General features: G+C 56.1%; 22 protein-coding genes. 15 read left to right on the top strand and 7 right to left on the bottom strand.

Annotated features, from left to right (window positions below):
• Window positions 1-3 precede the first annotated feature (3 nt).
• The 3 genes from NH344_RS06920 to NH344_RS06910 all read left to right on the top strand — a co-directional run bounded on the left by NH344_RS06920 (window position 4) and on the right by NH344_RS06910 (window position 3,807).
• Window positions 4-1,902 carry a sugar phosphate isomerase/epimerase and 4-hydroxyphenylpyruvate domain-containing protein gene (locus NH344_RS06920; RefSeq protein ID WP_253027678.1) on the top strand — a complete coding sequence of 633 codons (1,899 nt, stop codon included), beginning with the start codon at window positions 4-6 and terminating at the stop codon, window positions 1,900-1,902.
• On the top strand, window positions 1,899-2,777 hold the full coding sequence (locus tag NH344_RS06915) for a shikimate dehydrogenase (RefSeq protein ID WP_062373329.1): 879 nt from the start codon (window positions 1,899-1,901) through the stop codon (window positions 2,775-2,777). The genes NH344_RS06920 and NH344_RS06915 overlap by 4 nt, the downstream gene beginning before the upstream one ends.
• A gap of 79 nt (window positions 2,778-2,856) precedes the next feature.
• A complete protein-coding gene (locus tag NH344_RS06910) occupies window positions 2,857-3,807 on the top strand; it encodes an AEC family transporter (RefSeq protein WP_062373326.1) in 951 nt (316 codons plus the stop codon).
• 1 nt (window position 3,808) lies between these two features.
• On the opposite strand, the gene aroQ is transcribed toward NH344_RS06910, so the two are convergent.
• Complete coding sequence (gene aroQ, locus NH344_RS06905) at window positions 3,809-4,255, bottom strand: type II 3-dehydroquinate dehydratase (protein ID WP_062373323.1); 447 nt, start codon at window positions 4,253-4,255, stop codon at window positions 3,809-3,811.
• Between the two features lie 155 nt (window positions 4,256-4,410).
• Here aroQ and NH344_RS06900 point away from each other — a divergent pair, with 155 nt between their 5' ends.
• Entirely contained in the window at window positions 4,411-5,205 is a 795-nt protein-coding gene (locus NH344_RS06900) for an IclR family transcriptional regulator C-terminal domain-containing protein (protein WP_044629320.1), read from the top strand.
• Here the strand turns inward: NH344_RS06900 and NH344_RS06895 are convergent.
• Window positions 5,195-6,565: a VOC family protein gene (locus tag NH344_RS06895; protein ID WP_062375942.1), complete on the bottom strand. Its 1,371-nt coding sequence runs from the start codon at window positions 6,563-6,565 to the stop codon at window positions 5,195-5,197. The two genes, NH344_RS06900 and NH344_RS06895, sit on opposite strands and share 11 nt — an antisense overlap.
• Window positions 6,566-6,761: 196 nt before the next feature.
• Here NH344_RS06895 and NH344_RS06890 point away from each other — a divergent pair, with 196 nt between their 5' ends.
• Together NH344_RS06890 and NH344_RS06885 are read left to right on the top strand one after the other, a co-directional pair.
• Entirely contained in the window at window positions 6,762-7,631 is an 870-nt protein-coding gene (locus tag NH344_RS06890) for a DUF72 domain-containing protein (RefSeq protein ID WP_253027677.1), read from the top strand.
• A 157-nt stretch (window positions 7,632-7,788) separates the two neighbouring features.
• The gene (locus NH344_RS06885; protein WP_074211268.1) at window positions 7,789-9,132 is read left to right on the top strand and encodes a sodium-dependent transporter; all 1,344 of its coding nucleotides are present in this window, start codon (window positions 7,789-7,791) and stop codon (window positions 9,130-9,132) included.
• A gap of 48 nt (window positions 9,133-9,180) precedes the next feature.
• Here the strand turns inward: NH344_RS06885 and NH344_RS06880 are convergent, their stop codons facing one another.
• Window positions 9,181-9,399, bottom strand: coding sequence for a PA3496 family putative envelope integrity protein (locus NH344_RS06880; RefSeq protein ID WP_062374507.1), 219 nt, complete (start codon window positions 9,397-9,399; stop codon window positions 9,181-9,183).
• A 255-nt stretch (window positions 9,400-9,654) separates the two neighbouring features.
• On the opposite strand from NH344_RS06880, the gene hexR reads away from it, so the two are divergent.
• From hexR to NH344_RS06865, 3 genes are all read left to right on the top strand, one after another.
• Complete coding sequence (gene hexR / locus NH344_RS06875) at window positions 9,655-10,509, top strand: transcriptional regulator HexR (RefSeq protein WP_253027676.1); 855 nt, start codon at window positions 9,655-9,657, stop codon at window positions 10,507-10,509.
• Window positions 10,510-10,600: 91 nt separating this feature from the next.
• Complete coding sequence (gene uvrD / locus NH344_RS06870; protein ID WP_253027675.1) at window positions 10,601-12,799, top strand: DNA helicase II; 2,199 nt, start codon at window positions 10,601-10,603, stop codon at window positions 12,797-12,799.
• Between the two features lie 144 nt (window positions 12,800-12,943).
• Entirely contained in the window at window positions 12,944-14,032 is a 1,089-nt protein-coding gene (locus NH344_RS06865; protein ID WP_058577682.1) for a TRAP transporter substrate-binding protein, read from the top strand.
• A gap of 77 nt (window positions 14,033-14,109) precedes the next feature.
• On the opposite strand, the gene NH344_RS06860 is transcribed toward NH344_RS06865, so the two are convergent.
• Window positions 14,110-14,523: an acyl-CoA thioesterase gene (locus NH344_RS06860; protein WP_058577681.1), complete on the bottom strand. Its 414-nt coding sequence runs from the start codon at window positions 14,521-14,523 to the stop codon at window positions 14,110-14,112.
• 172 nt (window positions 14,524-14,695) lie between these two features.
• Between NH344_RS06860 and NH344_RS06855 the strand changes: the two genes are divergently transcribed.
• The 6 genes from NH344_RS06855 to cysZ all read left to right on the top strand — a co-directional run bounded on the left by NH344_RS06855 (window position 14,696) and on the right by cysZ (window position 20,590).
• On the top strand, window positions 14,696-15,598 hold the full coding sequence (locus NH344_RS06855; protein ID WP_253027685.1) for a PstS family phosphate ABC transporter substrate-binding protein: 903 nt from the start codon (window positions 14,696-14,698) through the stop codon (window positions 15,596-15,598).
• Between the two features lie 95 nt (window positions 15,599-15,693).
• The gene (locus NH344_RS06850; RefSeq protein ID WP_253027674.1) at window positions 15,694-16,812 is read left to right on the top strand and encodes an ABC transporter permease subunit; all 1,119 of its coding nucleotides are present in this window, start codon (window positions 15,694-15,696) and stop codon (window positions 16,810-16,812) included.
• Window positions 16,812-18,224 carry a phosphate ABC transporter permease PstA gene (pstA, locus tag NH344_RS06845; RefSeq protein ID WP_058577679.1) on the top strand — a complete coding sequence of 471 codons (1,413 nt, stop codon included), beginning with the start codon at window positions 16,812-16,814 and terminating at the stop codon, window positions 18,222-18,224. Before NH344_RS06850 ends, pstA begins: the two co-directional genes overlap by 1 nt.
• On the top strand, window positions 18,218-19,030 hold the full coding sequence (gene pstB, locus NH344_RS06840; RefSeq protein WP_054644914.1) for a phosphate ABC transporter ATP-binding protein PstB: 813 nt from the start codon (window positions 18,218-18,220) through the stop codon (window positions 19,028-19,030). The genes pstA and pstB overlap by 7 nt, the downstream gene beginning before the upstream one ends.
• Before the next feature lie 30 nt (window positions 19,031-19,060).
• Window positions 19,061-19,786 (top strand): phosphate signaling complex protein PhoU, encoded by a 726-nt coding sequence (phoU, locus tag NH344_RS06835; RefSeq protein ID WP_044629308.1) that lies wholly within the window; start codon window positions 19,061-19,063, stop codon window positions 19,784-19,786.
• A gap of 69 nt (window positions 19,787-19,855) precedes the next feature.
• Window positions 19,856-20,590: a sulfate transporter CysZ gene (gene cysZ / locus NH344_RS06830; RefSeq protein ID WP_058577677.1), complete on the top strand. Its 735-nt coding sequence runs from the start codon at window positions 19,856-19,858 to the stop codon at window positions 20,588-20,590.
• A 64-nt stretch (window positions 20,591-20,654) separates the two neighbouring features.
• On the opposite strand, the gene NH344_RS06825 is transcribed toward cysZ, so the two are convergent.
• From NH344_RS06825 to phoR, 3 genes are all read right to left on the bottom strand, one after another.
• Window positions 20,655-20,981, bottom strand: a complete 327-nt coding sequence (locus NH344_RS06825) for a hypothetical protein (protein WP_044629306.1) — start codon at window positions 20,979-20,981, stop codon at window positions 20,655-20,657.
• 576 nt (window positions 20,982-21,557) lie between these two features.
• Entirely contained in the window at window positions 21,558-21,857 is a 300-nt protein-coding gene (locus NH344_RS06820; protein ID WP_058577676.1) for a hypothetical protein, read from the bottom strand.
• A 319-nt stretch (window positions 21,858-22,176) separates the two neighbouring features.
• A complete protein-coding gene (phoR, locus tag NH344_RS06815) occupies window positions 22,177-23,469 on the bottom strand; it encodes a phosphate regulon sensor histidine kinase PhoR (protein WP_253027673.1) in 1,293 nt (430 codons plus the stop codon).
• Window position 23,470: the final 1 nt, after the last annotated feature.

The following is a 23,470-nucleotide window of genomic DNA, read 5'->3' as shown; positions in this document are numbered from 1 at the left end:
GCTATGTACTCATCAATTGCTACCGTTTGCCTCAGCGGATCACTGGAAGAGAAAGTAGACGCGATTGCGCAGGCAGGCTTTGAAGGGCTCGAGCTATTTGAAAACGATTTAACCGCGTTCGCAGGCACGCCACGGGAAGCAGGCGAGCTCATTCGCGCCCGCGGTTTGAAGCTGGTCACCCTACAGCCTTTTCGTGACTTTGAAGGGCTACAGGGCCGCGCGCGGCAACGGGCCTTTGATCGCGCCGAGCATAAGTTCGACCTGATGGAAGAGCTCGGCACCGATTTGCTGATGGCATGCAGCACCGTCCACCCAGATGCACTCCCCGGGATTAGCCGCGCTGCCGATGATTTTTTCGAGCTTGGCGAGCGCGCTGCTAAACGCCAGTTACGCGTGGCCTATGAAGCGCTGGCCTGGGGGCGACATATTCACGATTACCGAGACAGCTGGGAAGTGGTCCGCCGTGCCGCCCACCCTCATGTTGGCTTGGTGCTGGATACTTTCCATATTTTCTCGCGCCAAACAGAGCTAGGCACCATTGGCCGTATTCCCGGCGATCGCATCTTTTTGGTACAGACCGCCGATGCGCCGCGCCTGTCTATGGATCATCTCTCATGGAGCCGCCACTACCGCTGTTTCCCCGGCCAAGGCGAGCTTCAGATGGATAAATTCATGGCCATGCTGGAAGAGACTCGTTACGACGGCCCGCTCTCCCATGAGATCTTTAACGATGTGTTCCGCATGGGCCACAGCGACCAAACCGCCCGCGATGGCTTGCGCTCTTACCATTTGCTGCGCAGCATGCAAGCCGATAGCGGCATTCCCGCTCCACAGCCGATTGAGTCCGTGGCCTTTCTCGAAATAGCGGTTGAACCCAATGATTTGGCACCGCTGCGCGAGCTGCTCAGCGCACTGGGAATGGCTTGCTTAGGTCGGCATCACACGCTGAACGCCGAGCGCTGGGCCGCAGGCGACGTCAACTTAGTACTGAATACTGAATCAAGCTTTACGGGCCGTGTACCAGGGCGTGACGCCACGGCCGTCACAGCGATTGGCCTACGTGTAGGCAACGCGTATGAGGCGTTTAAACGAGCAGACAAGCTGGGTTACGAGATTGTGGAGCCTGAAGAGGTAGGGGCAAGCCACCGAATGAGCGCGCTGCGCAATGTCGACGGCAGCCTCTCTTATATCATCGACGATTCGCAGCTGAGCCGCACGTGGGATCGCGAATTTCCAGTGGAGCGCCAGCCGGTTCCCCAAGGGTCACTGGTGGATATCGACCATATCAGCGTCGCGCTCTCCTACCATGACTATCTTTCACTGATGCTGCAGTACCGCGCCATCTTCCAGTTGGAGGTGACCCCCTCTTTCGATGTCACCGACCCACGGGGCTTGATTCAAAGCCAAGTCCTCCAAAACGGCAATGGTCGTTTTCGCTTGGCGCTCAATGCCAGCGCCTCACCGGATACGGCCAGCAACCGCTTTGTCCGTCAGTACGGTGGTTCAGGCGTTCATCACATTGCCTTAAGCACCACCTCCATGCGCGATACTAGTACGGCCTTACATCAGGCGAAGTCCCCAGTGCTACCGATACCCAGCAACTACTATCGTGACTTGGCGGCGCGTTTTGACCTCCCTGCACAAACGCACGCCTGGATGCAGGAGCACCACATTCTCTTTGACCAAGACAGTCACGGCGACTTCCATCAGCTCTATACGCAACCGAACCATAAAGCCTTCTTCATCGAATTGGTGCAGCGAGAGGGCTATCAAGGGTTAGGCGCGCCAAATGCCTTCGTGCGCGTCACGGCACAGCAGCGCCTAGAAGCTGACCTCTTAGCCTCAGATATTAATGGTGACACGGACAACACTCGTCGCGACACGGGAGAGCGCCCAGCATGATCAAATTAGGACTCGTCGGCGAAGGTATCGCCAAATCACAATCTCCCGACCTGCACGAACGCCTGGGCGCATCATTGGGCGTGGCTGTTCGCTACGACTTAGTGGACAGCCTAGGTATCGTGGATTTTGACTTCCCCAGCGCGATTCAAACGCTACGCGCAGAGGGATACCGGGGCACCAACGTCACCTTTCCCTTTAAAGAGAAAGCCGCAAAATTAGCGGACATCTGCGGAGAAGGCGTACAACGAGTCGGTACCGCCAATACGTTACTGTTCGATGAGCAGGGGTTGCGAGCCGAAAACACCGACTACACGGGTTTTATTAGCGCCTACCGCCACTCGTTTGGCAGCCAGCAAGCGGGCGATGTCTTACTGATCGGTGCCGGTGGCGTAGGACGCGCCGTGGCATGTGCGCTCGGTGAGCTGTCTGCCCACTGTATCCATATTCTGGAGCGCGACGAGCAGCGTGCCGACACCCTGTGTCGAGACCTTAACGCCATGGGCATCGCAGCGGAGTGCGTTTCAGCCAAGCAAGCGCAGCGCGAACTGGCAACGTGGCAAGGAGTCGTGAACTGCACCCCCATTGGACACATCAACCATCCTGGTTGCCCTATCGATACCACCGGTCTTGGCGCTCAGCACTGGGTGTTTGATGCGGTTTATATTCCGGCCCATACCGAGCTGTTAATGGCGGCTCATCGAGCAAAAGCGAAAACGCTCTCCGGCGTTGACCTGTTCGTCTTTCAGGGCGTGGACGCATTTCGATTTTTCACCCATGGCCACCTCAGCGCTGAACAGATTACGCCTCATGTGATCCCCCTGCGCACGCACTATATCGAGCAACTTGTCTCACCAAGAGCACAACGTGTGCCATGATAGACTCTCGCAATAGCGTACAATTATTCGCCATTCGAACTTGAGCCTTTCAACCTCCTAATGCGCTGGAGAGACTTCCATGCTCGCCATCCTAGCCATTACCACCCCTATTTTTCTGCTGATTGGTATTGGCTACATAGCTCGGTGGAGCGGGGTTATCCAGCGCGAACAGCTGCAAGGCGTGGGTATTTTTGTGCTGTACTGTGCCCTGCCAGCCCTGGTGATTCGCGCATTAACCCAACAGCCACTAGGCAAGATTTTTCAGCCCAGTTATTTGCTGGCGTACGGTTTGGGCTCGATAGCCGTGTTAGGCGCAGGCTTAGTACTTTGCTTAAAACTGCAGCGCCAACCCCTTAATGCCAGCGCCATGCAAGCGCTCGGAATGGCCGCATCGAATAGTGGATTTGTTGGCTACCCGGTCGCCGCGATGGTCATTGGCTCACCGGCTGCGGTGCTATTAGCTCTCAATATGCTCGTTGAAAACCTGCTTGTGATTCCCACCGCGCTTATTCTTGCTGAGATGGGTAACCAGCATGGCTCAAACGTGTGGCAGACCCTGCGCCAAACGGCACGAAGCCTGGCCAAAAACCCCATACTGATTGGGTTAACCGTGGGGATCGTCATCGCATCTACCGAGATCGTCATTCCTCCCCCTATTGATAAAGCGATTCATATGCTGGCGGAAGCAGCAGGACCTGCCGCGCTATTTGTCATCGGTGGATCGTTATTTGGTCTGCGCGCTCAAGGGATGATGAGAGATGTAGGACAAATTGTGGTTGGTAAGCTGCTCATTCACCCCTTGGCTATTTTGGTCGCGTTTCTACTGATGCCTAATATTGAGCCAATATACATGGCGGGTGCACTACTGTTTGCCGCGTCACCAATGATTAGCATCTATCCCCTATTTGGACAGCGCTATCACTTAGGAGACGTGAGTGCCACCGCCATGCTAGTGGCGACGATCGCTTCCTTTTTTACGCTTAGCCTACTTATTTGGCTCATGACACTCAGCGGTATTCTTAATATATAAACTATGTAGCGGATTCGCTTATGAGTGAGTTTAAAGCTGCCTGATAGCCATAAGTCCCAAGGCCTGCAATCACACCATCGGCACGCAGTGACACATAGGAGTGGTGGCGAAAGCTTTCCCGCTTGTGTACGTTTGAGATATGAACTTCAATCACTTTTCCTTCAAAAGCATTCAGCGCATCAAGGATAGCGACCGATGTGTGCGTGTAGGCAGCAGGATTAATGATGATGGCACTGGTCCCGTCTACTCGTGCCGAGTGAATTGCATCAATTAATGCGCCTTCATGATTGCTTTGAAAACAGTTGATCTCCCAACCGGATAGGACGGCTATTTCACGCAACGTATTATTCACATCCTCTAAGGTCTCATAGCCATAAATCTCAGGCTGACGAGTTCCCAAGAGATTCAAATTAGGCCCATGCAACACGGTGACTTTACGCTGGCTCATTATTCCGTCTCTTTGTGAATGAATCGAACAGTATGAATTTACCATAATGGGGAAGCTGTTCATCCGCCTATTAGCCAGAAAGCACAACTGTTCGCTATTCGAACACTATGCTACCTTAACGGCTGACCATGTAATAATACGATGAGTAGACAAGAATGGACGACTTCCCCCAGGAAGAGGCGCTCAAGCCCGACGACCGCGACTTTGTGACTGCCCTGGCAAGTGGTTTAGAAGTCATCATGGCTTTTGATGATAGCCACCCACGTATGACACTGAGTGAAGTGGCAGCCCGCACTAGCATGAACCGTGCCAAGGCTCGGCGTTTTCTACTGACACTGCACGCCCTTGGCTATGTTCGTAAACAGCAGCGCTACTTTGAATTAGCACCACGCGTACTCCAGCTAGGTTATTCGTATTTATCGTCCAATAATTACCGTAGTGCTATCCAACAGTATTTAGAAGAAATTACGCTCAAATGCGGTGAATCCTCCTCGTTGGGAGTACTGGATGGTGATGACGTAATTTACGTTGCTCGTTCAGCAGCGCACCACCGCTTAATGGCAATCACGCTCTCCGTGGGAACACGCTTACCAGCCGCACATACGTCGATGGGACGCGTCTTATTGGCTCAGTTGCCCGAAACCTCGCTAGACGATTATTTAGGACGTATCTCACTACAGCGATACACCGACAAAACCATTACGGATGTATCTAGCCTAAAAACATGCATTAACCAAGTGCGCCAGCAAGGCTATGCCATCTCCGACCAAGAGCTAGACTCTGGGCTTCGCTCGTTGGCCGTACCTGCCTTCGACGCAAACGGTAAACTGCTTGGCGCTATTAATATCAGCACTAATGCCGCTCGCGTCGATATGGACACCTTGCTCAAAGAGTATTTGCCGCTGTTGCAGGAAACGGCGCGCCTCATTCGCACTACGATTAGTGCGTAGCCCCCAATACCGACAACGCCTTATCCAGTGACGCCTGCTGGCGGCTTGCATACAGCGCAATCTCATCAATCACGGAGGCCCCCAGGTCACGTTCGAATTGGGCTTGGTTGGCTTGGCTTGCGTATTCGTCGCGCTGCTCGCTGCCCAGGTTCGACTGGAAGATGCCCGCCGCGCTGACCGGCAGAAAGTCCTCATAAATCATGGGCTGGCAAGTCAGCGCGCCTTGCTCGATGAGTGCGTCAAGGGTATCCGGGTTAATCTGCGCGGGTAGTGATGCAGTGGTACCCGGCACGGCGTGATAGTGGAAGAACGCCAGCCCTTCACGACGTAGCGTGGCGTGGTCGTCTGGGAATGCTTGGAATACTTCCGCCAGCTGCGCCTGATGAGCGCTGTTATCTTTAGCGGGAGGCAACTGCTGCGACTTGGCCAGCAGGCGGTCGTATAGCGCGCGTCCTTTTTGAGTGAGCGCAACCCCGCGCTGCTCGATCTCGCCAAAACGGGCGGTATGGTGGCCCGCCACGCTGTCGGCAAAGGTAATGGTCTCTTCCAGCGCTTTGAAGCTGGTTTGGCGCAGTAGAATCGGGCAGCGGCGACGGGGCGGGCCTTCGATCACCGCCTTAGGGTCGATGCCAACACTCGGCATCTGCTGCTGTACTGCATCGATATCCAAGGTGCGCGGGGTTAAATGGTTGATATGCGGGCCTCTAAAGCTCACCACGTCGGCAATCAACCGATGCTCTTGATGCAAACGGTCGTAGGTGGCGCGGTCGACGGTGGCATCGTGGTGCCAGCGGAACGTATTGAGCGCGGCCTGCACGAATGCCTTGGCATCGGTCGCGTTTAGGCCACCCTGCTCTTCGCAGCGGGCGATTAGCGCCTGGGCCTCGGGGGTGACGATTTCACGGTGGGAGAGAATTTCCCGCGCCTGCTCGCGAAGCGCTGCGTTTTCGATGAGCTCTAGCCGCAGCAGCGAGGTAAAGACACGAAAGGGATTGCGCTTCAAGGCGTCATCATCCACCGGGCGAAACGCCGTGGAGTGCACCGGTACCCCGGCAGCCGCCAAGTCGTAATACCCCACGGGGTGCATGCCCATCACCGCAAACATACGCCGCAGCAGTGACAGCTCTTCAGGCAAACCAACGCGGATCGCTCCATGCCGCTCAACGCTAAGGCGCGCCAGTTCGTCTGACGCTTCGAGCGTATGTGCTAAGGCGGCATCCTCTGCCAGCACATCATGATTCACGCTCTCTACCAGCGAGAGCAACGTGCCATATTGCGGCACTTCCTGTTGATACATCGCCGACATCGCTTTGGAAAACTGATCGCGAATATCGTCGGCGCTTACATGAGCAGCATCCATGAAGCGTTCCTGTCGGTTAATTGTTGAAGAATGCGATGATCACCATAGTAGCGCTGCAGTGGCCGGGAAAATTTCATAATTTTGGCCGTTATCTTCATTAACACGCCTTGCGCCCCCACCACCGCTCATGGTGTTACGGTTACACTAAGCCTTTCTGTTTCGACAATTCTACGTTTCGACAAAGGCCACCGCTTAGATGACTGCCTCACGCTCGCCTCTACCGCTCTATCTGGGCTTGCCCATGTGGGCCAATCAGGATTGGCAGGGCAGCCTCTACCCGCGCCAAGCCAAAACCGACCTGCTCAGTGATTACGCGGCAGTGTTTTCCAGCGTGGAGGGCAATACGACGTTTTACAGCGGTGCGCCCAAATCCGACACCATCGCTGCTTGGGCCCGCCAAGCCCCAGCGCACTTTCGCTTTTGCTTCAAACTGCCGGCGAGCGTGACGCATGACCAGCGCCTCGGCAGTTTAGCGTCTGCCTGGGAGTTTATAGAGGCACTGACGCCGCTCCATGACCGGCTTGGTCCAACCATGGTCCAACTACCGCGTGATTTCGGCCCCTCAGAGTTACCTAAACTCGAAGCATTGCTCGCCCACTGGCCAGCGTATCTGCCCTGCGCCGTGGAGGTGCGCCACCCTGTTTTTTTCCACAAGGGTGAGGAGGAGAAAGCCTTCAACCAATTGTTGATAACTTATGGCGCCAACCGTGTGATGCTCGATGTGCGCCCCGTGTTCTCGACCCCAGCCAATGGCCATGCAGGTCTCGCTCACGCTCAGCAGGAAAAGCCGAAACTCCCGTTACACGTGCTTTCCACAGCGGAGCTGCCGATTATTCGCTTCATTGGCCATATTGACAAAACCATTAATACTCGCTACTTCGCTCCGTGGATAGAGCGCCTAAAGCTGTGGATAAGTCAGGGGAAAACCCCTTTCTTATTTGTGCATACAGCGGATAACCGCGAGTCCCCCGAGATGGCTCGACACCTGTACCACACCCTTCAACAGCACATCGCACTGCCTGAGCTTGACCCCTTTGCCGATGAAAAGCAGAGCCAGCTGTTTTAAGCCGTCTTTTTAGATGAGCTGACTGGCATGCCCTACCATGATCGGATAAATTGCGCGTTCTTTCGGAAAAGTACGCTGGCAATTTCTCTATTTCCGAAAATCGGCGCAGCAAGCCGATAACGACTCATTACAATTGAACGTATAACACAGGTGATTTATGGCAAAACTTGCACATGCACAGTGGTCATCGCGTATGACCTTTGTGCTGGCCGCAGCGGGCTCAGCGGTTGGCTTAGGAAATATTTGGAAGTTCCCGTACATGGTGGGCGAAAGCGGCGGGGCTGCTTTCGTATTTGTTTATCTGCTTTGTATTGGGCTCATTGGCTTGCCCATTCTTGTTTCTGAGTGGCTTATCGGGCGGCGCGGCCAGAAGAATCCAGCAAGCACGATGTCTGAGCTGGCACGCCAAGCCAATAAATCCAGTATGTGGGCCGTGGTGGGTATTAGCGGCATTGTGGGGGCGTTTTTAATCCTGTCGTTCTATAGCGTGATCGGCGGCTGGTCGCTCTACTACACCCTTAACTCCGTAAGCGGCACCTTCAGCGGCCAAGACGCCGACGGCATCGGGGCGCTGTTTAACGGTATGCTCAGCAACCCCGGGCTGCTCCTGCTTGGCCACTCTGCCTTTATGCTGTTGGTGATTGGTATTGTTGCCCGTGGTGTAACAAAAGGGCTGGAAGGCGCTGTACGCATCTTGATGCCGGTACTCGCGTTACTGCTGGTCGTGCTGATCGGTTATGGCATGTCGACCGGCCATTTCGGTGAAGCGCTGGCATATATGTTCAACCCGGACTGGAGCAAGCTAAGCGCAGAGACAGTCCTGGCCGCGTTAGGGCACGCCTTTTTCACCCTGTCGCTGGGTATGGGCATCATGATGGCGTATGGCTCTTACCTGGGCAAAGAGATCAACCTACTCCAAACCGCCCGCACAGTGATCATTATGGATACGGTGATCGCTCTCGGCGCAGGTCTTGCGATCTTCCCCATCGTGTTTGCGAACAACCTTGACCTAGCCTCAGGCCCTGGGCTGATCTTTGTTACGCTGCCCTTAGCATTTGGCAATATGGACGGTGGCTCTCTGCTGGGTTTGATGTTCTTCCTGCTACTCACTTTCGCAGCGCTGACCTCGGCCATTTCGCTGCTTGAGCCCGTGGTTGAGTTTATTGAAGAGCGCACGCCGCTGTCTCGCGTGATGGCGACCGTTGTTGCCGGGGTGGGCGCTTGGGCGCTGGGTATTGCCGCTCTGCTCTCCTTCAACGTGTGGAGCGAGCCGCTCATGTTCGGTATGGGCGTGTTCGACCTACTGGATACGCTGACCAGCAAAATCATGCTGCCGCTTACCGGCTTGGGTGCGATTCTCTTCGCTGCGTGGTGCTTAGAGCGCAAGAGTGTCGAGGCTGAGCTTGGGCTGTCAGCCACTGGCGTAAGCGTATGGAACATCATCGCGCGCTATGTAGCGCCCGCAGGCGTCATCGCTGTCTTCGTCACAGGCTTACTCTAAGCCGTCACGGCCCCGCTAGCTGGCGGGGCTGTCTATCGCACGCTGTTGTTAGTGCAATTCGCTCTCTTGCGGTTCGTCATCGTCCGGCAAGGGAGCGATATCCCGCGACAATTTCTGAAACTCCCGATGCAGCTCAATCCCTCTGCGTGCCCTTAGGCTACGCTGGGCGGCGCTGCGCCGACGTTGGGCATGCTCATCGACCTCCATACTCATGAATATGTCGAGCAATTCGCTTTTTACCGAGGTCATTCGTTCGACGTTTCTCATGATCGACGCTCCTCCAGGTGAAGTTGCCTACGTCCACCTGCATCCGTGACGACTGATTTTTAAATGATGCAGTGCGGCACGTCACTTCTTACTATAACCTACTTGACAAAATGATGACGATTCTTGAAGAAAGGGGGTTAACGCCCTTTAAACGGCAGCCATTACGGGTGATTACCGCTGCCCTCTTCGCGTCACTCAGGCATACTGTGGCCACCTAGGCTGCATAAGCACGATCGAGAATTTAAGGAGCTGAACGTGAGCCGCGCCCTGTTCGATGAAATGAGACGCCGCATGGAGCATTTCCGTCGCTCCGAACAAAAGGTAGCGCGGTTCGTGCTGCGTAACCCCGATGAAGTGATCCATATGCGGATCGTGGACCTTGCCACCGAGGCGAAGGTGAGCGAGCCTACCGTGGTGCGCTTCTGCCGCGCCCTTGGCTGCAACGGTTTCCAGGACTTCAAGCTTCAGCTCGCCCAGATGCTGGCCAGCGGTAGTCAGTTCGCCCAGTTCTCGATGAACGATAGCGACTCAGTGGCGGAGTTCTCTCACAGCATTTTTGACTCCACCGTCGGCACACTGCTGTCGGTACGCGATCGGCTCGACAATGAAGCCTTGGGGCGAGCAGTGAATGCACTGGCCATGGCCAACCGGGTGGAGTTTTACGGCTTTGGTGCCTCTGGTGCGGTGGCCTTCGATGCCCAGCACAAGTTCTTCCGCCTGCAGATCTCAACCTCCGCCTACGCCGACCCGCACATGCAGAACATGTCGGCAGTGACCCTGCAGGAGGGCGACGTGGTGGTCGCCATCTCGCAGACAGGCCGAACCCGGGCGCTGGTGGCCAGCGTGCGCTTGGCCCGCGAAGCGGGCGCTACGGTGATTGGCCTGTGCCCCAGCGAGTCGCCGCTGGCCAATGAAGTGAGCCTACCGCTGTTTATCGATGTGCATGAAGATACCGAGATTTACACGCCGCTCAGCTCGCGCATCGCGCACTTGGTGCTGATCGACGTGCTGGCCGTTGGTGTCGCGAAAACCCGCGGCCCCAAACTCGCCGAGCAGCTTAAAGCGGTGAAAAAGAGCCTGACCACGCTGCGTTACCCAGACGACCACTAACGGCGGGCTAACGCGACGCACGCTGTATACCCAGCCAGTGGGCGGGCTGTGCTAAACTGACCGCCCATTTTTCGAACCGGCAGCGGCTTATATGGACGACGTCACGGCGATACTTGATCAGCTCAACCCCGCCCAGCGAGAGGCCGTCAGTGCCCCCCAGGGCAACCTACTGGTACTGGCGGGCGCGGGCTCCGGTAAAACCCGCGTGCTGGTTCACCGCATTGCCTGGCTGATGCAGGCCGAGGGGCTGTCTCCTTATGCGCTGCTGGCGGTCACGTTTACCAACAAAGCGGCACGGGAAATGCGCACGCGCTTAGAAGCGCTGCTGGGCATTTCCATGCGCCACGTGTGGGTCGGCACCTTCCACTCCATTGCCCACCGGCTGCTACGCACCCACTGGCAAGACGCCCGCTTGCCCCAACACTTTCAAATCATTGACTCCGACGACCAGCTCCGGCTGATCAAACGGCTGCTCAAAGATTACTCGATCGATGACGAGCGCTTCCCGCCCCGCCAGGTGCAGGGGTTCATTTCTGGTTGCAAGGAAGAGGGCCTGCGACCCCATCAAGTGAACGTCAATGGCGATGCGTACCTCGCCCAGATGGTCGAGCTCTACGAGCGCTACCAGTTCACCTGCGAGCGAGGCGGGCTGGTGGATTTTGGCGAGCTGCTGCTACGCAGCCTAGAGCTTCTGCGCGATAACCCGCCGCTGCTGAACCACTATCGCGAGCGCTTTGGCCATGTGCTGGTGGATGAGTTTCAGGATACCAACACCCTGCAGTACGCCTGGCTCAAACTGCTCACCGGCCAGCAAACGCCGATGACGGCGGTCGGCGATGATGACCAGTCCATTTACGGCTGGCGGGGCGCCAAGGTCGAGAACATTCGCCGCTTCGAAAAAGAGTTTCCCAACACCCATACCGTGCGCCTGGAGCAGAACTATCGCTCTACCAGCGCGATTCTGGAAGCGGCCAATACGCTGATCAGCCATAATAGCGAGCGGTTGGGCAAAAACCTCTGGACCGATGGTATCCAGGGCGAGCCGATCTCGGTGTATGCCGGGTTCAACGACCTGGAAGAAGCCCGCTACATCGTCGACACCATCAAAGAGAAAATCGAGGAGGGCTTCAACCGTCGTGATGTCGCCATCCTATACCGCTCCAACGCCCAGTCGCGACTGCTGGAAGAGACGCTGATTCGCCAGGGGATACCCTACCGCATCTACGGCGGCCACCGCTTTTATGAGCGGCTGGAGATCAAAAACGCCCTGGCCTACCTTCGCCTGCTGCTCAACCGGGACGACGACGCCTCCCTTGAACGCGTCATCAACGTGCCCACCCGAGGCATTGGCACCCGCACGGTGGAAATCGTCCGCCACCGCGCCCGTGAACAGGGCGTTTCGCTCTGGCAGGCGCTCCACGACGCGATTCAGGATGGCACCTTAAGAGGCCGGGCGGGCAACGCCGTGCAGGCCTTTACCAACTTGATCGAACAGCTGGACAACGACACGTCCGGGCTGCCGCTCCACGAGATCATCGACCACGTCACGGCGCGCACCGGGCTGATTGAACACCACCAAAGCGAGCGCGGTGAAAAAGGCCAGGCTCGGGTCGAGAACCTGGAAGAGCTGGTCAACGCCGCGCGCGCCTTCACCCATGGAGACGCCTTTGAAACCCCGGAAGCCGGAGAAGGCATGGCCGCGCTGGAAGCCTTCCTTTCGGAAGCCGCCCTCAACGCAGGCGACCATGAAGCCGAGGAGTTCGAGGACAGCGTGCAGCTGATGACGCTGCACTCAGCGAAAGGGCTAGAGTTTCCCGTTGTGTTTATCGCCGGTGTGGAGGAGGGGCTGTTCCCGCATAAGATGTCGGTGGAGGAGCCGGGGCGGCTCGAGGAGGAGCGTAGGCTTTGCTATGTAGGCGTTACCCGCGCCATGCAGAAGCTCTACCTGACCCACGCAGAAACCCGTCGCCTGCACGGAAAAGAGGTGTTTCCACGCCCGTCCCGGTTTCTTCGTGAGCTACCGCCTCATCTGCTGGAAGAAGTGCGTCTGCGCGGCCATATCTCCCGCCCGGTAACCGCATCGCGGCAAAGCTTCGCCCAAACCAGTATCGAGAGCGACGGCGAGCTGCCTGCGCTGCATGTCGGCCAGCGGGTCGAGCACCCGGTATTTGGTGAGGGGATTATTCTCAACGCCGAGGGCGAAGGTGCCCGTGCTCGCGTGCAGGTAAGCTTCGACGGTAACGGCGTGAAGTGGCTCGTGCTCGGGTTTGCCAAGCTTACGCCGCTTTAAAACCTATCGCCGTTTTAAAGCCTAAAAAGGGCAAGGGAAGACAGATACTTGCCCTATAAAAGCTGCTTAGCGCATACTGGCGGGCGGACACTGCGCTCACTGCGCTTATAAAAAACAGCCTATAATTTCGGAGTCATGCCCGCCATGCAACGCCGCCAATTTTTGAAAACCGCCGGCCTAGGTGCCGCCGGTGTCGCTGCTGCCCCCTTTGTTTCTACCGCCAGCGCTAACGAAACCTACACCTGGGATATGGTCACCTCCTGGCCGAAGAATTTCCCCGCCCTGGGTACCGGTGCTAACGACTTTGCTCGCCGTGTGGAACAGCTCTCTAACGGCCGCATGCGCATTCGCGTTCACGGTGCAGGCGAGCTGGTACCGGCACTGGAAGTCTTTGATGCCGTCGCCGCTGGCACGGCTGAAATGGGTCACTCCGCGTCTTACTACTGGCGCGGTAAAGTCGCGGCTTCTCAGTTCTTCACCGCCGTGCCATTTGGCATGACCACCACTGAAATGAACGCCTGGCTGTACCACGGCGGTGGTCAAGAACTGTGGGATGAGATCTACGCCAACCACAACCTGAAGCCGTTTGCCGTGGGTAACACCGGCACACAGATGGCGGGCTGGTTCAAAAAAGAGATCAACTCCCTCGACGATATGCAGGGCCTGAAGCTGCGCTTGCCGGGTCTCGCCGGTGAAGCCATGAACGGCATCGGTGTGAGCACCGTGAACATGGCCGGTTCAGAAATCTTCACCTCGCTACAAACCGGTGCGCTAGACGCCGCTGACTGGGTGGGTCCGTATAACGACCTGGCCTTTGGCCTGCACCAAGTGGCAGACTACTACTATACGTCCGTGTGGAACGAGCCCTCTGCCGTTCTTGAAGGCACCATCAACCTGGATGCGTGGAATGCGCTGCCGGAAGACCTGCAGGACGTGATCCGCGAAGCGGCACGCGCTGCTAACCTAGCGATGATCAGCGAGCTTGCCTACCGCAACGCCCAGGCCCTGGAAACGCTGGTGGAAGAGCACGGTGTGCAGCTGCGCACCTTCCCGGAAGACGTGATGGCCGCGCTGTACGAGTCGTCTAAAGAGGCCATTCAGCGTCAGGTAGATAGCGACGAAGAGTCTCGCCGCGTTTACGAATCCTACTCGGCGTTCCAGAAAGTGGTGCGCCCGTTTAGCGATGCGGGTGAGTACGCTTACCTGAAGAGCCGCGACAACGTAGGTGCATAACCTGTTCTCGGCTAATGACAAAAGGGCGCCTCGGCGCCCTTTTTGCTGCTTTGTAGATAGAACAAGTGACAGAGAGCTTAGCCGTGTACGGCGCGAATACGCCCATTGTCATCCAGCGCCACCATCACAAAGCGTGCTTCAGTGACTTTCTGGCGCTCTTCAATATGGCGGCCGTGGGGCGGGCGCACCCATACCTCTACATCAATTTTGATGGAGCTGTGGCCAATGTCTTGCACTTGAGTATACACGCTCACCATAGAGCCCACTCGCACAGGGCTGAGGAAATCCATCGCTTCAATGGCCACTGTGGCAGTGCGCCCACCGGCTTCGCGCCCGGCGGCCAATTCCGCCGCTTGATCCATTTGATTGACTAGCCAGCCGCCAGGAATATCGCCATAGAGATTGGTATCTTGTCGAGAAGCCAGTAACTTTAAGGTGAGCTGCCCTTTTGGGGCGGGTACATCGTCCAAGTCGGTGTCCAGCGGTGTCATAAGGTGGTCGCTTTGTAAGGTTATTGTTGTGATGTTACTCGGTGATACGGATGAGTGTCGTGTTGCTGCATTGCAACAGGTTGACGATAGTTAATCATAAGAGGGGTGACGTTTGAAGGGCAATGGTTTGAAGCGCTATCGCTTGAGGTTTAACCAACACTACCGCCTCTGGTTGGCAGGCGGGCTGCTATTTTTTTGCGCCTGCGCTTGGGGACAACCAAGCCCTGTTGGGGGCACTTTAGGGGCGGTTGGCTCCGACACCATGGCGGGGCTAATGCTACGCTGGGGGGAAGCGTTACATCACCGCTACCCTGATATTACGCTGCAGTTTCAAGCAGGCGGTTCCGCCAGCGCACCGACCGCCTTGGTGGCGGGCACAACGCGCTTTGGGCCGATGTCGCGCCCGATAACCGAGAGCGAGCGCCAGCAGTTTATCGAACGTTACGGCTACCCCCCTCACGAGCTGAGCGTCGCTCGGGATGCCCTGTTGTTGGTGGTTCACCGTCATAACCCGCTGGCATCGCTAACCCGCAAGCAGGCCGATGCCATCTTTTCCACATCGCTGGACTGCGGAGGACCCCAACCCATTCGCCGCTGGGAAGACCTGCTGCCCGCAGATCAGTGGCCCTATGGAAAAATTGCCCTGCACGGCCGAAATTTAGCCTCGGGCACCCATAGGCTATTTCAGGAACGGGCGCTATGTAACGGCCAGTTTCGCCGCGATATTAGCGAACACCCCGGCTCTTCAGCGGTGATTGCCGCCGTAGGCGAATCCCCCAACGCCATGGGCTATGCGGGCTATAACCACTTAAATCCCATGGTACGCGCGCTACCGCTGATCAACGATAAAGGCACTGCCATTACCCCCAGCGTGGCGACAATTCAGGACGATACCTATCCGCTCTCGCGGGATCTCTACCTTTACGTTAACCTGCCGCCCGGTGAGAGACTGCCGCCCGCCGAGCAGGCGTTTCTTGAACTGATTTTCTCGGATGAAGGGCAACAAATAGTACAAGCCGCTGGCTTTGTGCCTCTGCCTCAGACCCAGCGCTCACCTCTACTGCTTGGCGACTAAACTGTCACTTAACTGTCATAAACATACCGTAGGGTATAAAGCTTCGGCCATGTACGTACTTTTTGCTACGGCACTCGTTTCTTTATGATGTCGACATGACTCCTCCACGGCTTCCTTTTTTGCGTCAGCCGCTGCGCCTTATCCACGACCGTATTGCGACCGGGCTAATCACCGCCGGTGGTATTGGTGTTCTGTTGGCCATCCTCGCCATTGGCGTATTCCTTATTTGGGAAACACTGCCGCTGCTGGCGTTTGGTGACGCGTTTTCGATCAGCACCTTATCACCGCTTGCCTGGGGTACTCTTAAAGCAGCCCTCGCCGCGATGCTGTTTGCCACGCCTATTGCGCTGGGTGCGGCCATGTATTCGGCGCTGTTTATGTCGACACGACTGCGCAGCCGGGTAAAACCTATTCTTGAGCTGATGGAAGCCATCCCCGGCGTGGTGGTGGGCTTTGTTGCTGGGCTACTGCTAGCGCCGTGGGTAGAGCGTCACTTAGCCAGCACTTTGCTAGTGATCGTTTGGCTACCGCTTAGCGCCGCATTGGCAGGCGGGCTCTGGTATCTCGCCAACGCCCGCCTGCGCCAGTGGCTGCCGCTCTCTTGGGCAGGCGTCTGGCTGATGCCGTGGCTGGCCATCATGGTCACGCTGGCCTTATGGCTAGCTCCGCTGATGGAGCAAGCGTGGTTCGGCGGCGATCTTCGCCGCCTGCTCGACCAACAGTACGGGCTGGACTACGCCACTCGTAACGCGCTAATTGTGGGGATTGCCATGGGGTTTGCGGTGATTCCCAGCATCTACTCGCTGGCAGAAGATGCCTTTGCCGATGTGCCCGCAAGTTTAATGGAGGGTGCCCAAGCACTGGGGGCCAGCCGCTGGCAAGCGCTGTGGAAGGTGGCGCTCCCCACAGCAGGGCCAGGGGTCTTTTCAGCGGTAATGATTGGTGCCGGGCGCGCTGTGGGCGAAACCATGATTGTATTAATGGCCAGCGGCAATACCGCGCTCTTTAGCGCCAGCCCCTTTGAAGGACTACGCTCGCTTTCTGCATCTATTGCGATTGAGCTGCCGGAAGCTTCTCCCGGAGGCCTTACGTACCATCTACTGATTTTTGCCGCGCTATCCCTGTTTATCTTCACCTTTTTAGTCAATACGTTAGCGGAAGTGGTACGCCAACGTCTGCGGCGGCGCTATCAGCGTTTAGGAGGTAAACTCTAATGCGCTGGTCATTTCGTCCATCTCGTATCAGCGCTATGGGTAGTCTGCTGTGGCCCTGGTTGTGCGCCGCCAGCGTTGCCTTGTCGCTGCTGATGCTCGCCACGCTGCTCACCCTGCTCGCCACGCGCGGACTTGGCCACTTTTGGCCCGCCGCGCTGGAAGAGGCCACCCTTCACTCAGGAGAAACGGTCATCGGCCAGCCGGTGCGAGAAACCCCTCTGCCTAACACAGCGGGCATAGAGCGGCTCTACTTTACCGGCAACCGAGATATCGACGGCGCAAGCTGGCGCTGGGTGGCCCTGGACGATATCGACACCGTCGCCGTGCCCGACGACCTCATCCGGTTAGAGCGCTCCCCCTGGGGCGACTTTATTGGTCGTCTGGAGGCCGTAGAGATCGAAGGCCAGCGTTTTGAGGATGGCGCCGCCTGGGCGTTTGTCGCTCGTGCCCTGTCACTGCCCGACAGCCAGCGCCCTAACGCACAACTCAAACTGACCGCTGCCAATGGGCACACCATTACCCAGCCGCTGTCGGGCGTCACGCTTCTTCAAGCGCCCAACGCCATGTCCTGGGGGCAGAAAGTCGTCGTCTGGAGTGAACGCATTTGGCAATTCCTCAGCGAAGGCCCGCGTGCAGCCAATACCGGTGGCGGCGTTTGGCCCGCTATTTTCGGGACGGTACTGATGGTGATCCTGATGTCGGTCATCGTGACACCGTTTGGCGTGCTGGCCGCCATTTATCTGAATGAAATCGCGCACCAGAACCGCCTAACCCGCCTAGTGCGCATCGGCGTGCGCAATCTCGCAGGGGTACCCTCAATTGTATACGGGGTATTTGGCTTAGGAGTGTTTGTTTACGGCATCGGTGGCTCCATCGACAGCTGGTTTTTTGAGGATGCGCTGCCCTCGCCCACCTTTGGAACCGGCGGCCTCCTCTGGGCATCGTTGACTCTGGCGCTGCTAACGCTGCCGGTCGTCATCGTAGCCACCGAAGAGGGGCTAGCGCGTATTCCCGACGCCCAGCGGGAAGGTGCAGTGGCGCTGGGTGCCACCCGTCTGGAGATGCTGACCCGCGTGGTACTGCCCATGGCCACCCCCGCGATGCTCACCGGTGTGATTTTGGCGGTAGCTCGAGCCGCAGGGGAAGTCGCCCCGCTGATGCTGGTGGGCGTGGCGAAACTGGCCCCGCAAATGCCCGTCGATGGCGAATTTCCCTATCTGCATCTAGAGCGCAAGTTTATGCACCTCGGCTATCATTTATTTGATACCGCTTTTCACGGTGAAGATGTCCAAGCCGCTATCCCACTGGTGTTTGCCACCGCTCTGCTGTTAGTGCTGATTGTGCTGGTGCTTAATCTAACTGCCATATTTCTGCGTCATTATTTAAGGCGTCAACGAGGGAACGAATGCTAGCGTTATCGTCCGCCAACCCAACTCAAGCACCGGTCACTCGATTTTCAGCCGAGACCTGCTGTTTGAGCATCAACCAGTTTCACCTCGCTTATGCGGGGAAAACGGCGTTGCGCGACCTAACGCTTGACGTGCCTCGCCATCGAGTCACCGCGTTCATCGGCCCGTCGGGCTGTGGCAAATCTACTTTGCTGCGTGCGATTAATCGGCTGCATGACCTGAATGAATCGGTGACGCACCATGGGCAAATCCAGTTAGAAGGTCAGGACATCCACGCCCCGCAGATGAACGTTACCGAGCTGCGACGCCGTGTGGGCATGGTGTTTCAAACGCCCAACCCGTTTCCGATGTCGATCTATGAAAACGTGGCGTTTGGGCTGCGCCTGCAGGGGCGCCTACCTAAGCGCAAACGCGACGATATTATCGAGTGGGCGCTCACCTCAGCCGCCCTGTGGGATGAGGTGAAAGATCGCCTGCACCGTTCCGCGTGGCAGTTATCCGGTGGGCAGCAGCAGCGCTTAGTGATTGCCCGCACGCTGGCCGTACAGCCCGATGTATTGCTATTGGATGAGCCTGCCTCGGCGCTCGACCCTATTTCTACGCTTAAAATTGAAGAGCTAATTCGTAACCTGAAATCCCAGCTCACGCTGGTACTGGTTACCCACAATATGCAGCAAGCCGCACGGGTATCCGACTACACGGCTTTTTTGCAGCAAGGTGAACTCGTTGAATACGGGCCAACGGATCAAGTGTTCACCAACCCGCGTTTACAACGCACTGAAAACTACATCACCGGCCGCATGACCTAGGCCCAACCGACGTTACGTCAGGAGTGCTCAATGGATATTACGAGCGATAGCCACAGCCAGCATATCTCTCGCCAGTTCAACCAGGAGCTGGAAGAGCTGAAAACCCACCTGATGGCCATGGGCGGTCTGGTGGAAAAACAGGTACAAGACGCCGTTCACGCCCTGTTGGAAGGCGACAGCCGTCTGGCCGAAAAAGTGCGTGACAACGACCGCCAAGTGAACGACCTGCAACTGCAGATTGATGATGAGTGTACTCGCGTCCTGGCCCGCCGCCAGCCGGCCGCCTCGGACCTTCGCCTGGTGCTGGCCGTTATTCGTGCCACCTCAGACCTTGAGCGGATTGGCGATGAGGCGAGCAAAATTGCCCGCAACGCCCTACTGCTGAGTGAAAACAGCGGCGGCATTCGTGGCCTGGTCGAAGTGCGTCACATCAGTGAACACGTGCGTAAAATGCTGCGCGATGCACTGACGGCTTTTGCCCGCTTCGATACCGAACTTGCCATGCAGGTTGTGCGTGAAGATGAGTCGGTGGATGACGAATACGGCAGCGCCATGCGCTCTCTAATGACCTTTATGATGGAAGACTCCCGCTCTATTAGCTCCGTCCTCAGCATCATGTGGGTACTGCGGGCACTAGAGCGTGTGGGCGACCACGCCAATAACCTGGCAGAGTACGTGGTCTACCTGGTGAAGGGCCTGGATATTCGCCACAGCGACCCCGACACCTTAGAGCAGAAGGTGCTTAAAAAGTCTTGACCTAGCAGGTAATTCCTCCTGCAATACGCCCAGATGACACATCTGGGCGTTTGTATTTAAGGAGCAAGCATGGTGGATGCAATAACGGCGCTGAGCCAAGGCACACGTTTGGTGTACCAAAAAGGGCTGCGGCGCTACATTTTTCTGCCGATCCTGGTCAATCTCATCGTGTATGCCAGCATGCTAAGCTTGGTGTTTAACCGCTTTGATGGCTGGCTCGACAGTGCCATGACCATGCTCCCCAGCTGGTTGGAGTGGCTCTCTTGGCTTATCTGGCCGCTCTTCTTCGTTAGCCTCTTGGTGGTGATCTTTTTTACCTTCACCCTGGTGACACATCTGATTGCCGCGCCGTTTTACGGCTTTTTAGCCGCTAAAGTCGAGCGTCAGGCTACAGGACGGGAACCGTTGGATGATCGCGGGCTAGCTAAAACGGCCATCGATGCACTGGGTCGCGAACTGGTCAAGCTCGGCTATATTCTGCCGCGCATGGCGGCGCTGTTTATTCTCAGCTGGATACCAGGCCTCAATCTGTTGGCACCGATCTTGTGGGCACTGTTTTCCGCCTGGGTGATGGCCATCACTTACCTTGATTACCCGATGGATAACAACAAGGTCACGTTTCGCGATATGCGCAGCCGTCTTTCGCGCCGCTGGTGGCCCAGCCTCACCTTCGGCGGGCTGATCATGCTGGTCACCTGGATCCCGCTTGCCAATCTGTTTTTAATTCCTGGCGCCGTAGCGGGGGCGGTGCTGATGTGGGATGGTCACTACCGTGACACCCAAGATGTTGTCGCACGTCGTTAGAACACGCAGCCATACGCAAAAAACCCCGCCGGAGCGGGGTTTTTTGTGGAATTAATATCAACGCTTACCAACGAAGATCATCACCTTCATCACGGTTCAGCTCGCTAGCATCATAGCCAGCTTTACTGGTAGCCACGCTGTTGGAATCGCTGACGCTGCTTGAAGTGGAGTAGTCCAGCGTATCGCCTTCATTACGGGTCAAGTCACTAGCAGAGTACTGAGCCGGGCCTGACGTATTGTGCGAGTTAGGCTGCATCACATCGTGTCCTGCAGAGCGGTCTTTGTTGAGTTCAATGGATGTTTGGGCAAATGCCATCGGACTTGCTACCAAACCAAAAGCAACACCTAACACTGCAGCTTTTTTAGCTAACTCTTTGTCTTTGAAAAACATAAATTACTACTCCTTTAACATTGAGCCAGTCGACGTAGGGTGGAAACCAATTAAGCGCCTACGACTAATGGCTAACTTTATATCTTGTCACAGCATCCAGAATGCCAAGAATACCACATAAATTAAATATCTGTTAAAAAACATAAACTTATTTAATTTCAATTGCGCGCAATATAAAGCTGCAAAATCATTATACATGCAAATATACTGTATAATAATGGCACATGTGTCGGATAAGTGGCGCAAATTGACTCACTTGCCTTGCTGCCCAACCGCTTCATTATTCCCGCTAAGAGGGCAGCCATGCCATTCGCAGGGGTTTATGTGTTAGGCACAAAAAATTAGACCCCGCAGGGCGGGGTCTTGAGAACTCTTACTTTTACACGATACTTACATCTGGCTTCCAATCCTTTTGCGGGGCTCCAACCTTAGAATTTACCCTGACCAGTGTGTTGATCGTTTTTGATTCATTCCTTGAATCATTGAGAATCCTTGCGATGAGACATCCTTGCCTCTCTAGCTGCTCACTCCTTAAGCGTAAGAGTTTTTTACAGCTTTGCAAAGAAATATTACTCGTTACATACCACTATTTTCTTCTGGGAGTTCTTCGGTGCTGTCATAGGTAGCATCCGAGTCATCACTCATGGAGTTTGGTTCCATGTCGCTGGCGTTATCACCCTCGTCATGGGTTAAATCTTTCTTGTCATAATCAGACGGCATAGCTGAGTCATTAGACTGAGCTTCGACCGGCTGCTCATCTGGAGAAATGTTGCCTGCCGGATCTGCAGGCTCTTGAGCAAATGTCAGTGGGCTTGCTACCAGACCAAACGCTACACCTAAAATACCAGCTTTCTTGAGTAGTTCCTTGGACATCATATTCCGCCTCCTCGATCGCTGTGAAATACCGCTATTTAAGGAAGAGTAACATCTTGTCTTACCAGTTCCTGCGGTAATCTTCCTTGACAAGTATGTAGCAGCCTATATGCCAAAAACTCTCAATATAAATAAAATCTATTTATATACAGACACTTATAAAAACAAACACTATGCCGATTAACCCTCAAGCACTGGCTTAAGTAGATGATTAGTTGGCTACATATGACACATGCGCGGTGTTTGACCATGCTTGCATGCCAATATGGCACACTTATACATAAGTTATGCAAGCCAAGACGGAGAGTGGTATGACACCGTGTTAGCTGTTAACGACACGGGAGGGTGGGAAAACACAGCGGAACAACGCCCCCTCACCGGGTAACGACTCCACTTGAAGCTGTGCATCATGGCGCAGTAGAACGTGCTTAACAATGGCAAGGCCAAGACCAGTACCGCCAGTGGCGGTACTGCGGCCCTTATCAACGCGGTAGAAGCGTTCGGTGAGACGCGGGATATGCACCGGATCGATCCCTTCACCGTCGTCGTCCACTTCGATGCAGGCACTGCCATTGGGCAGAGCCGCCCAGCGGAGCGTGATTTGACTTCCCTCCGGCGTATAGCGCACTGCGTTGAATGCCAAGTTGGAGATCGCACTGCGCAGCTCCTGCTCACTGCCGATTAGACGCGCTTCGCAATCGAGTGCAATCTGTACGCTATGCTGCTGGTTCGAGAGCGCCAGCGCATCCCGGCGAATGCTCTCAAGCATCGACCCAACCTCAAGCGGCTGATGATCTTCGCCGCCTCGGTCAATCTCCAGGCGTGACAAAAGCAGTAGATCATTCACCAGGTTCTGCATACGCTTGGTCTGCTCTTCCATCTGACCAATGCCTTTACTCAGGCGCGGTGGCAGCATCTCTTTAAGATCGCCGTAGGTTTCCAGATAGCCGGAAAGAACGGTGAGTGGGGTGCGCAGCTCATGGGAAACGTTAGCGACGAAGTCGCGGCGCATCTGCTCTAGGCGATGCAAGCGGGTAATATCCCGCGCCATAACCAAGCGCTCGTCGTCGCCATACAGGGTGATTTGGTACTGCAGAATACGCCGCTCATCAATGGGCGAGGTGAGCGTGAGCGGCTCGCCATACTCCCGGGCATTGAAGTAGCTGATGAAACGCGGGTCGCGCAGCAGGTTAGTAATGTGCTGACCGCGGTCATGGGCGGTTTGCAGGCCTAGCATGTCGGTGGCGGCACTGTTCCACCACTCTAAATCACCATGGCGATCCAGCATCACGACGCTATCACGCATCGCTTCCGAGGATTCTTGAATACGCGCGAGGGTTGCTCGCAGCCGGCTTTGGGTAATGCGTTGGCTTTTTTGGTAACGGTAAAGGCGATCGAATAGCTCGCCCCACATGCCAGTTGCCGCAGGAGGCTCATCGTGCGGGTTGAGCGTTAGCCACTTGAACAGCGCCCTAAGCTGGCGGAGTTGATACACCAAACAGAGCGTTAGACCCGCAGCTAACCCGAAACCGGGGTAACCTAGCAGCCATCCCAGGCACATCCCTAGGAAAGCCAGCCAGATAATTCGCCACAGTTCACGGCTCCACAAACGCACG

This window comes from Halomonas sp. Ps84H-12 (assembly GCF_024124725.1).
Taxonomy (GTDB): Bacteria; Pseudomonadota; Gammaproteobacteria; order Pseudomonadales; family Halomonadaceae; genus Vreelandella; species Vreelandella aquamarina.
The sequence above is the reverse complement of the archived record's forward strand: the minus strand, read 5'-3'. Positions and strand labels throughout refer to the sequence as shown.

Excerpts from the sequence above, each read along its gene's own strand:
- NH344_RS06920 (WP_253027678.1), top strand. The coding sequence starts at position 4 with ATGTACTCATCAATTGCTACCGTTTGCCTCAGCGGATCACTGGAAGAG.
- NH344_RS06915 (WP_062373329.1), top strand. The coding sequence starts at position 1,899 with ATGATCAAATTAGGACTCGTCGGCGAAGGTATCGCCAAATCACAATCT.
- NH344_RS06910 (WP_062373326.1), top strand. The coding sequence starts at position 2,857 with ATGCTCGCCATCCTAGCCATTACCACCCCTATTTTTCTGCTGATTGGT.
- aroQ (WP_062373323.1), bottom strand. The coding sequence starts at position 4,255 with ATGAGCCAGCGTAAAGTCACCGTGTTGCATGGGCCTAATTTGAATCTC.
- NH344_RS06900 (WP_044629320.1), top strand. The coding sequence starts at position 4,411 with ATGGACGACTTCCCCCAGGAAGAGGCGCTCAAGCCCGACGACCGCGAC.
- NH344_RS06895 (WP_062375942.1), bottom strand. The coding sequence starts at position 6,565 with ATGGATGCTGCTCATGTAAGCGCCGACGATATTCGCGATCAGTTTTCC.
- NH344_RS06890 (WP_253027677.1), top strand. The coding sequence starts at position 6,762 with ATGACTGCCTCACGCTCGCCTCTACCGCTCTATCTGGGCTTGCCCATG.
- NH344_RS06885 (WP_074211268.1), top strand. The coding sequence starts at position 7,789 with ATGGCAAAACTTGCACATGCACAGTGGTCATCGCGTATGACCTTTGTG.
- NH344_RS06880 (WP_062374507.1), bottom strand. The coding sequence starts at position 9,399 with ATGAGAAACGTCGAACGAATGACCTCGGTAAAAAGCGAATTGCTCGAC.
- uvrD (WP_253027675.1), top strand. The coding sequence starts at position 10,601 with ATGGACGACGTCACGGCGATACTTGATCAGCTCAACCCCGCCCAGCGA.
- NH344_RS06865 (WP_058577682.1), top strand. The coding sequence starts at position 12,944 with ATGCAACGCCGCCAATTTTTGAAAACCGCCGGCCTAGGTGCCGCCGGT.
- NH344_RS06860 (WP_058577681.1), bottom strand. The coding sequence starts at position 14,523 with ATGACACCGCTGGACACCGACTTGGACGATGTACCCGCCCCAAAAGGG.
- NH344_RS06850 (WP_253027674.1), top strand. The coding sequence starts at position 15,694 with ATGACTCCTCCACGGCTTCCTTTTTTGCGTCAGCCGCTGCGCCTTATC.
- pstA (WP_058577679.1), top strand. The coding sequence starts at position 16,812 with ATGCGCTGGTCATTTCGTCCATCTCGTATCAGCGCTATGGGTAGTCTG.
- pstB (WP_054644914.1), top strand. The coding sequence starts at position 18,218 with ATGCTAGCGTTATCGTCCGCCAACCCAACTCAAGCACCGGTCACTCGA.
- phoU (WP_044629308.1), top strand. The coding sequence starts at position 19,061 with ATGGATATTACGAGCGATAGCCACAGCCAGCATATCTCTCGCCAGTTC.
- cysZ (WP_058577677.1), top strand. The coding sequence starts at position 19,856 with ATGGTGGATGCAATAACGGCGCTGAGCCAAGGCACACGTTTGGTGTAC.
- NH344_RS06825 (WP_044629306.1), bottom strand. The coding sequence starts at position 20,981 with ATGTTTTTCAAAGACAAAGAGTTAGCTAAAAAAGCTGCAGTGTTAGGT.
- NH344_RS06820 (WP_058577676.1), bottom strand. The coding sequence starts at position 21,857 with ATGATGTCCAAGGAACTACTCAAGAAAGCTGGTATTTTAGGTGTAGCG.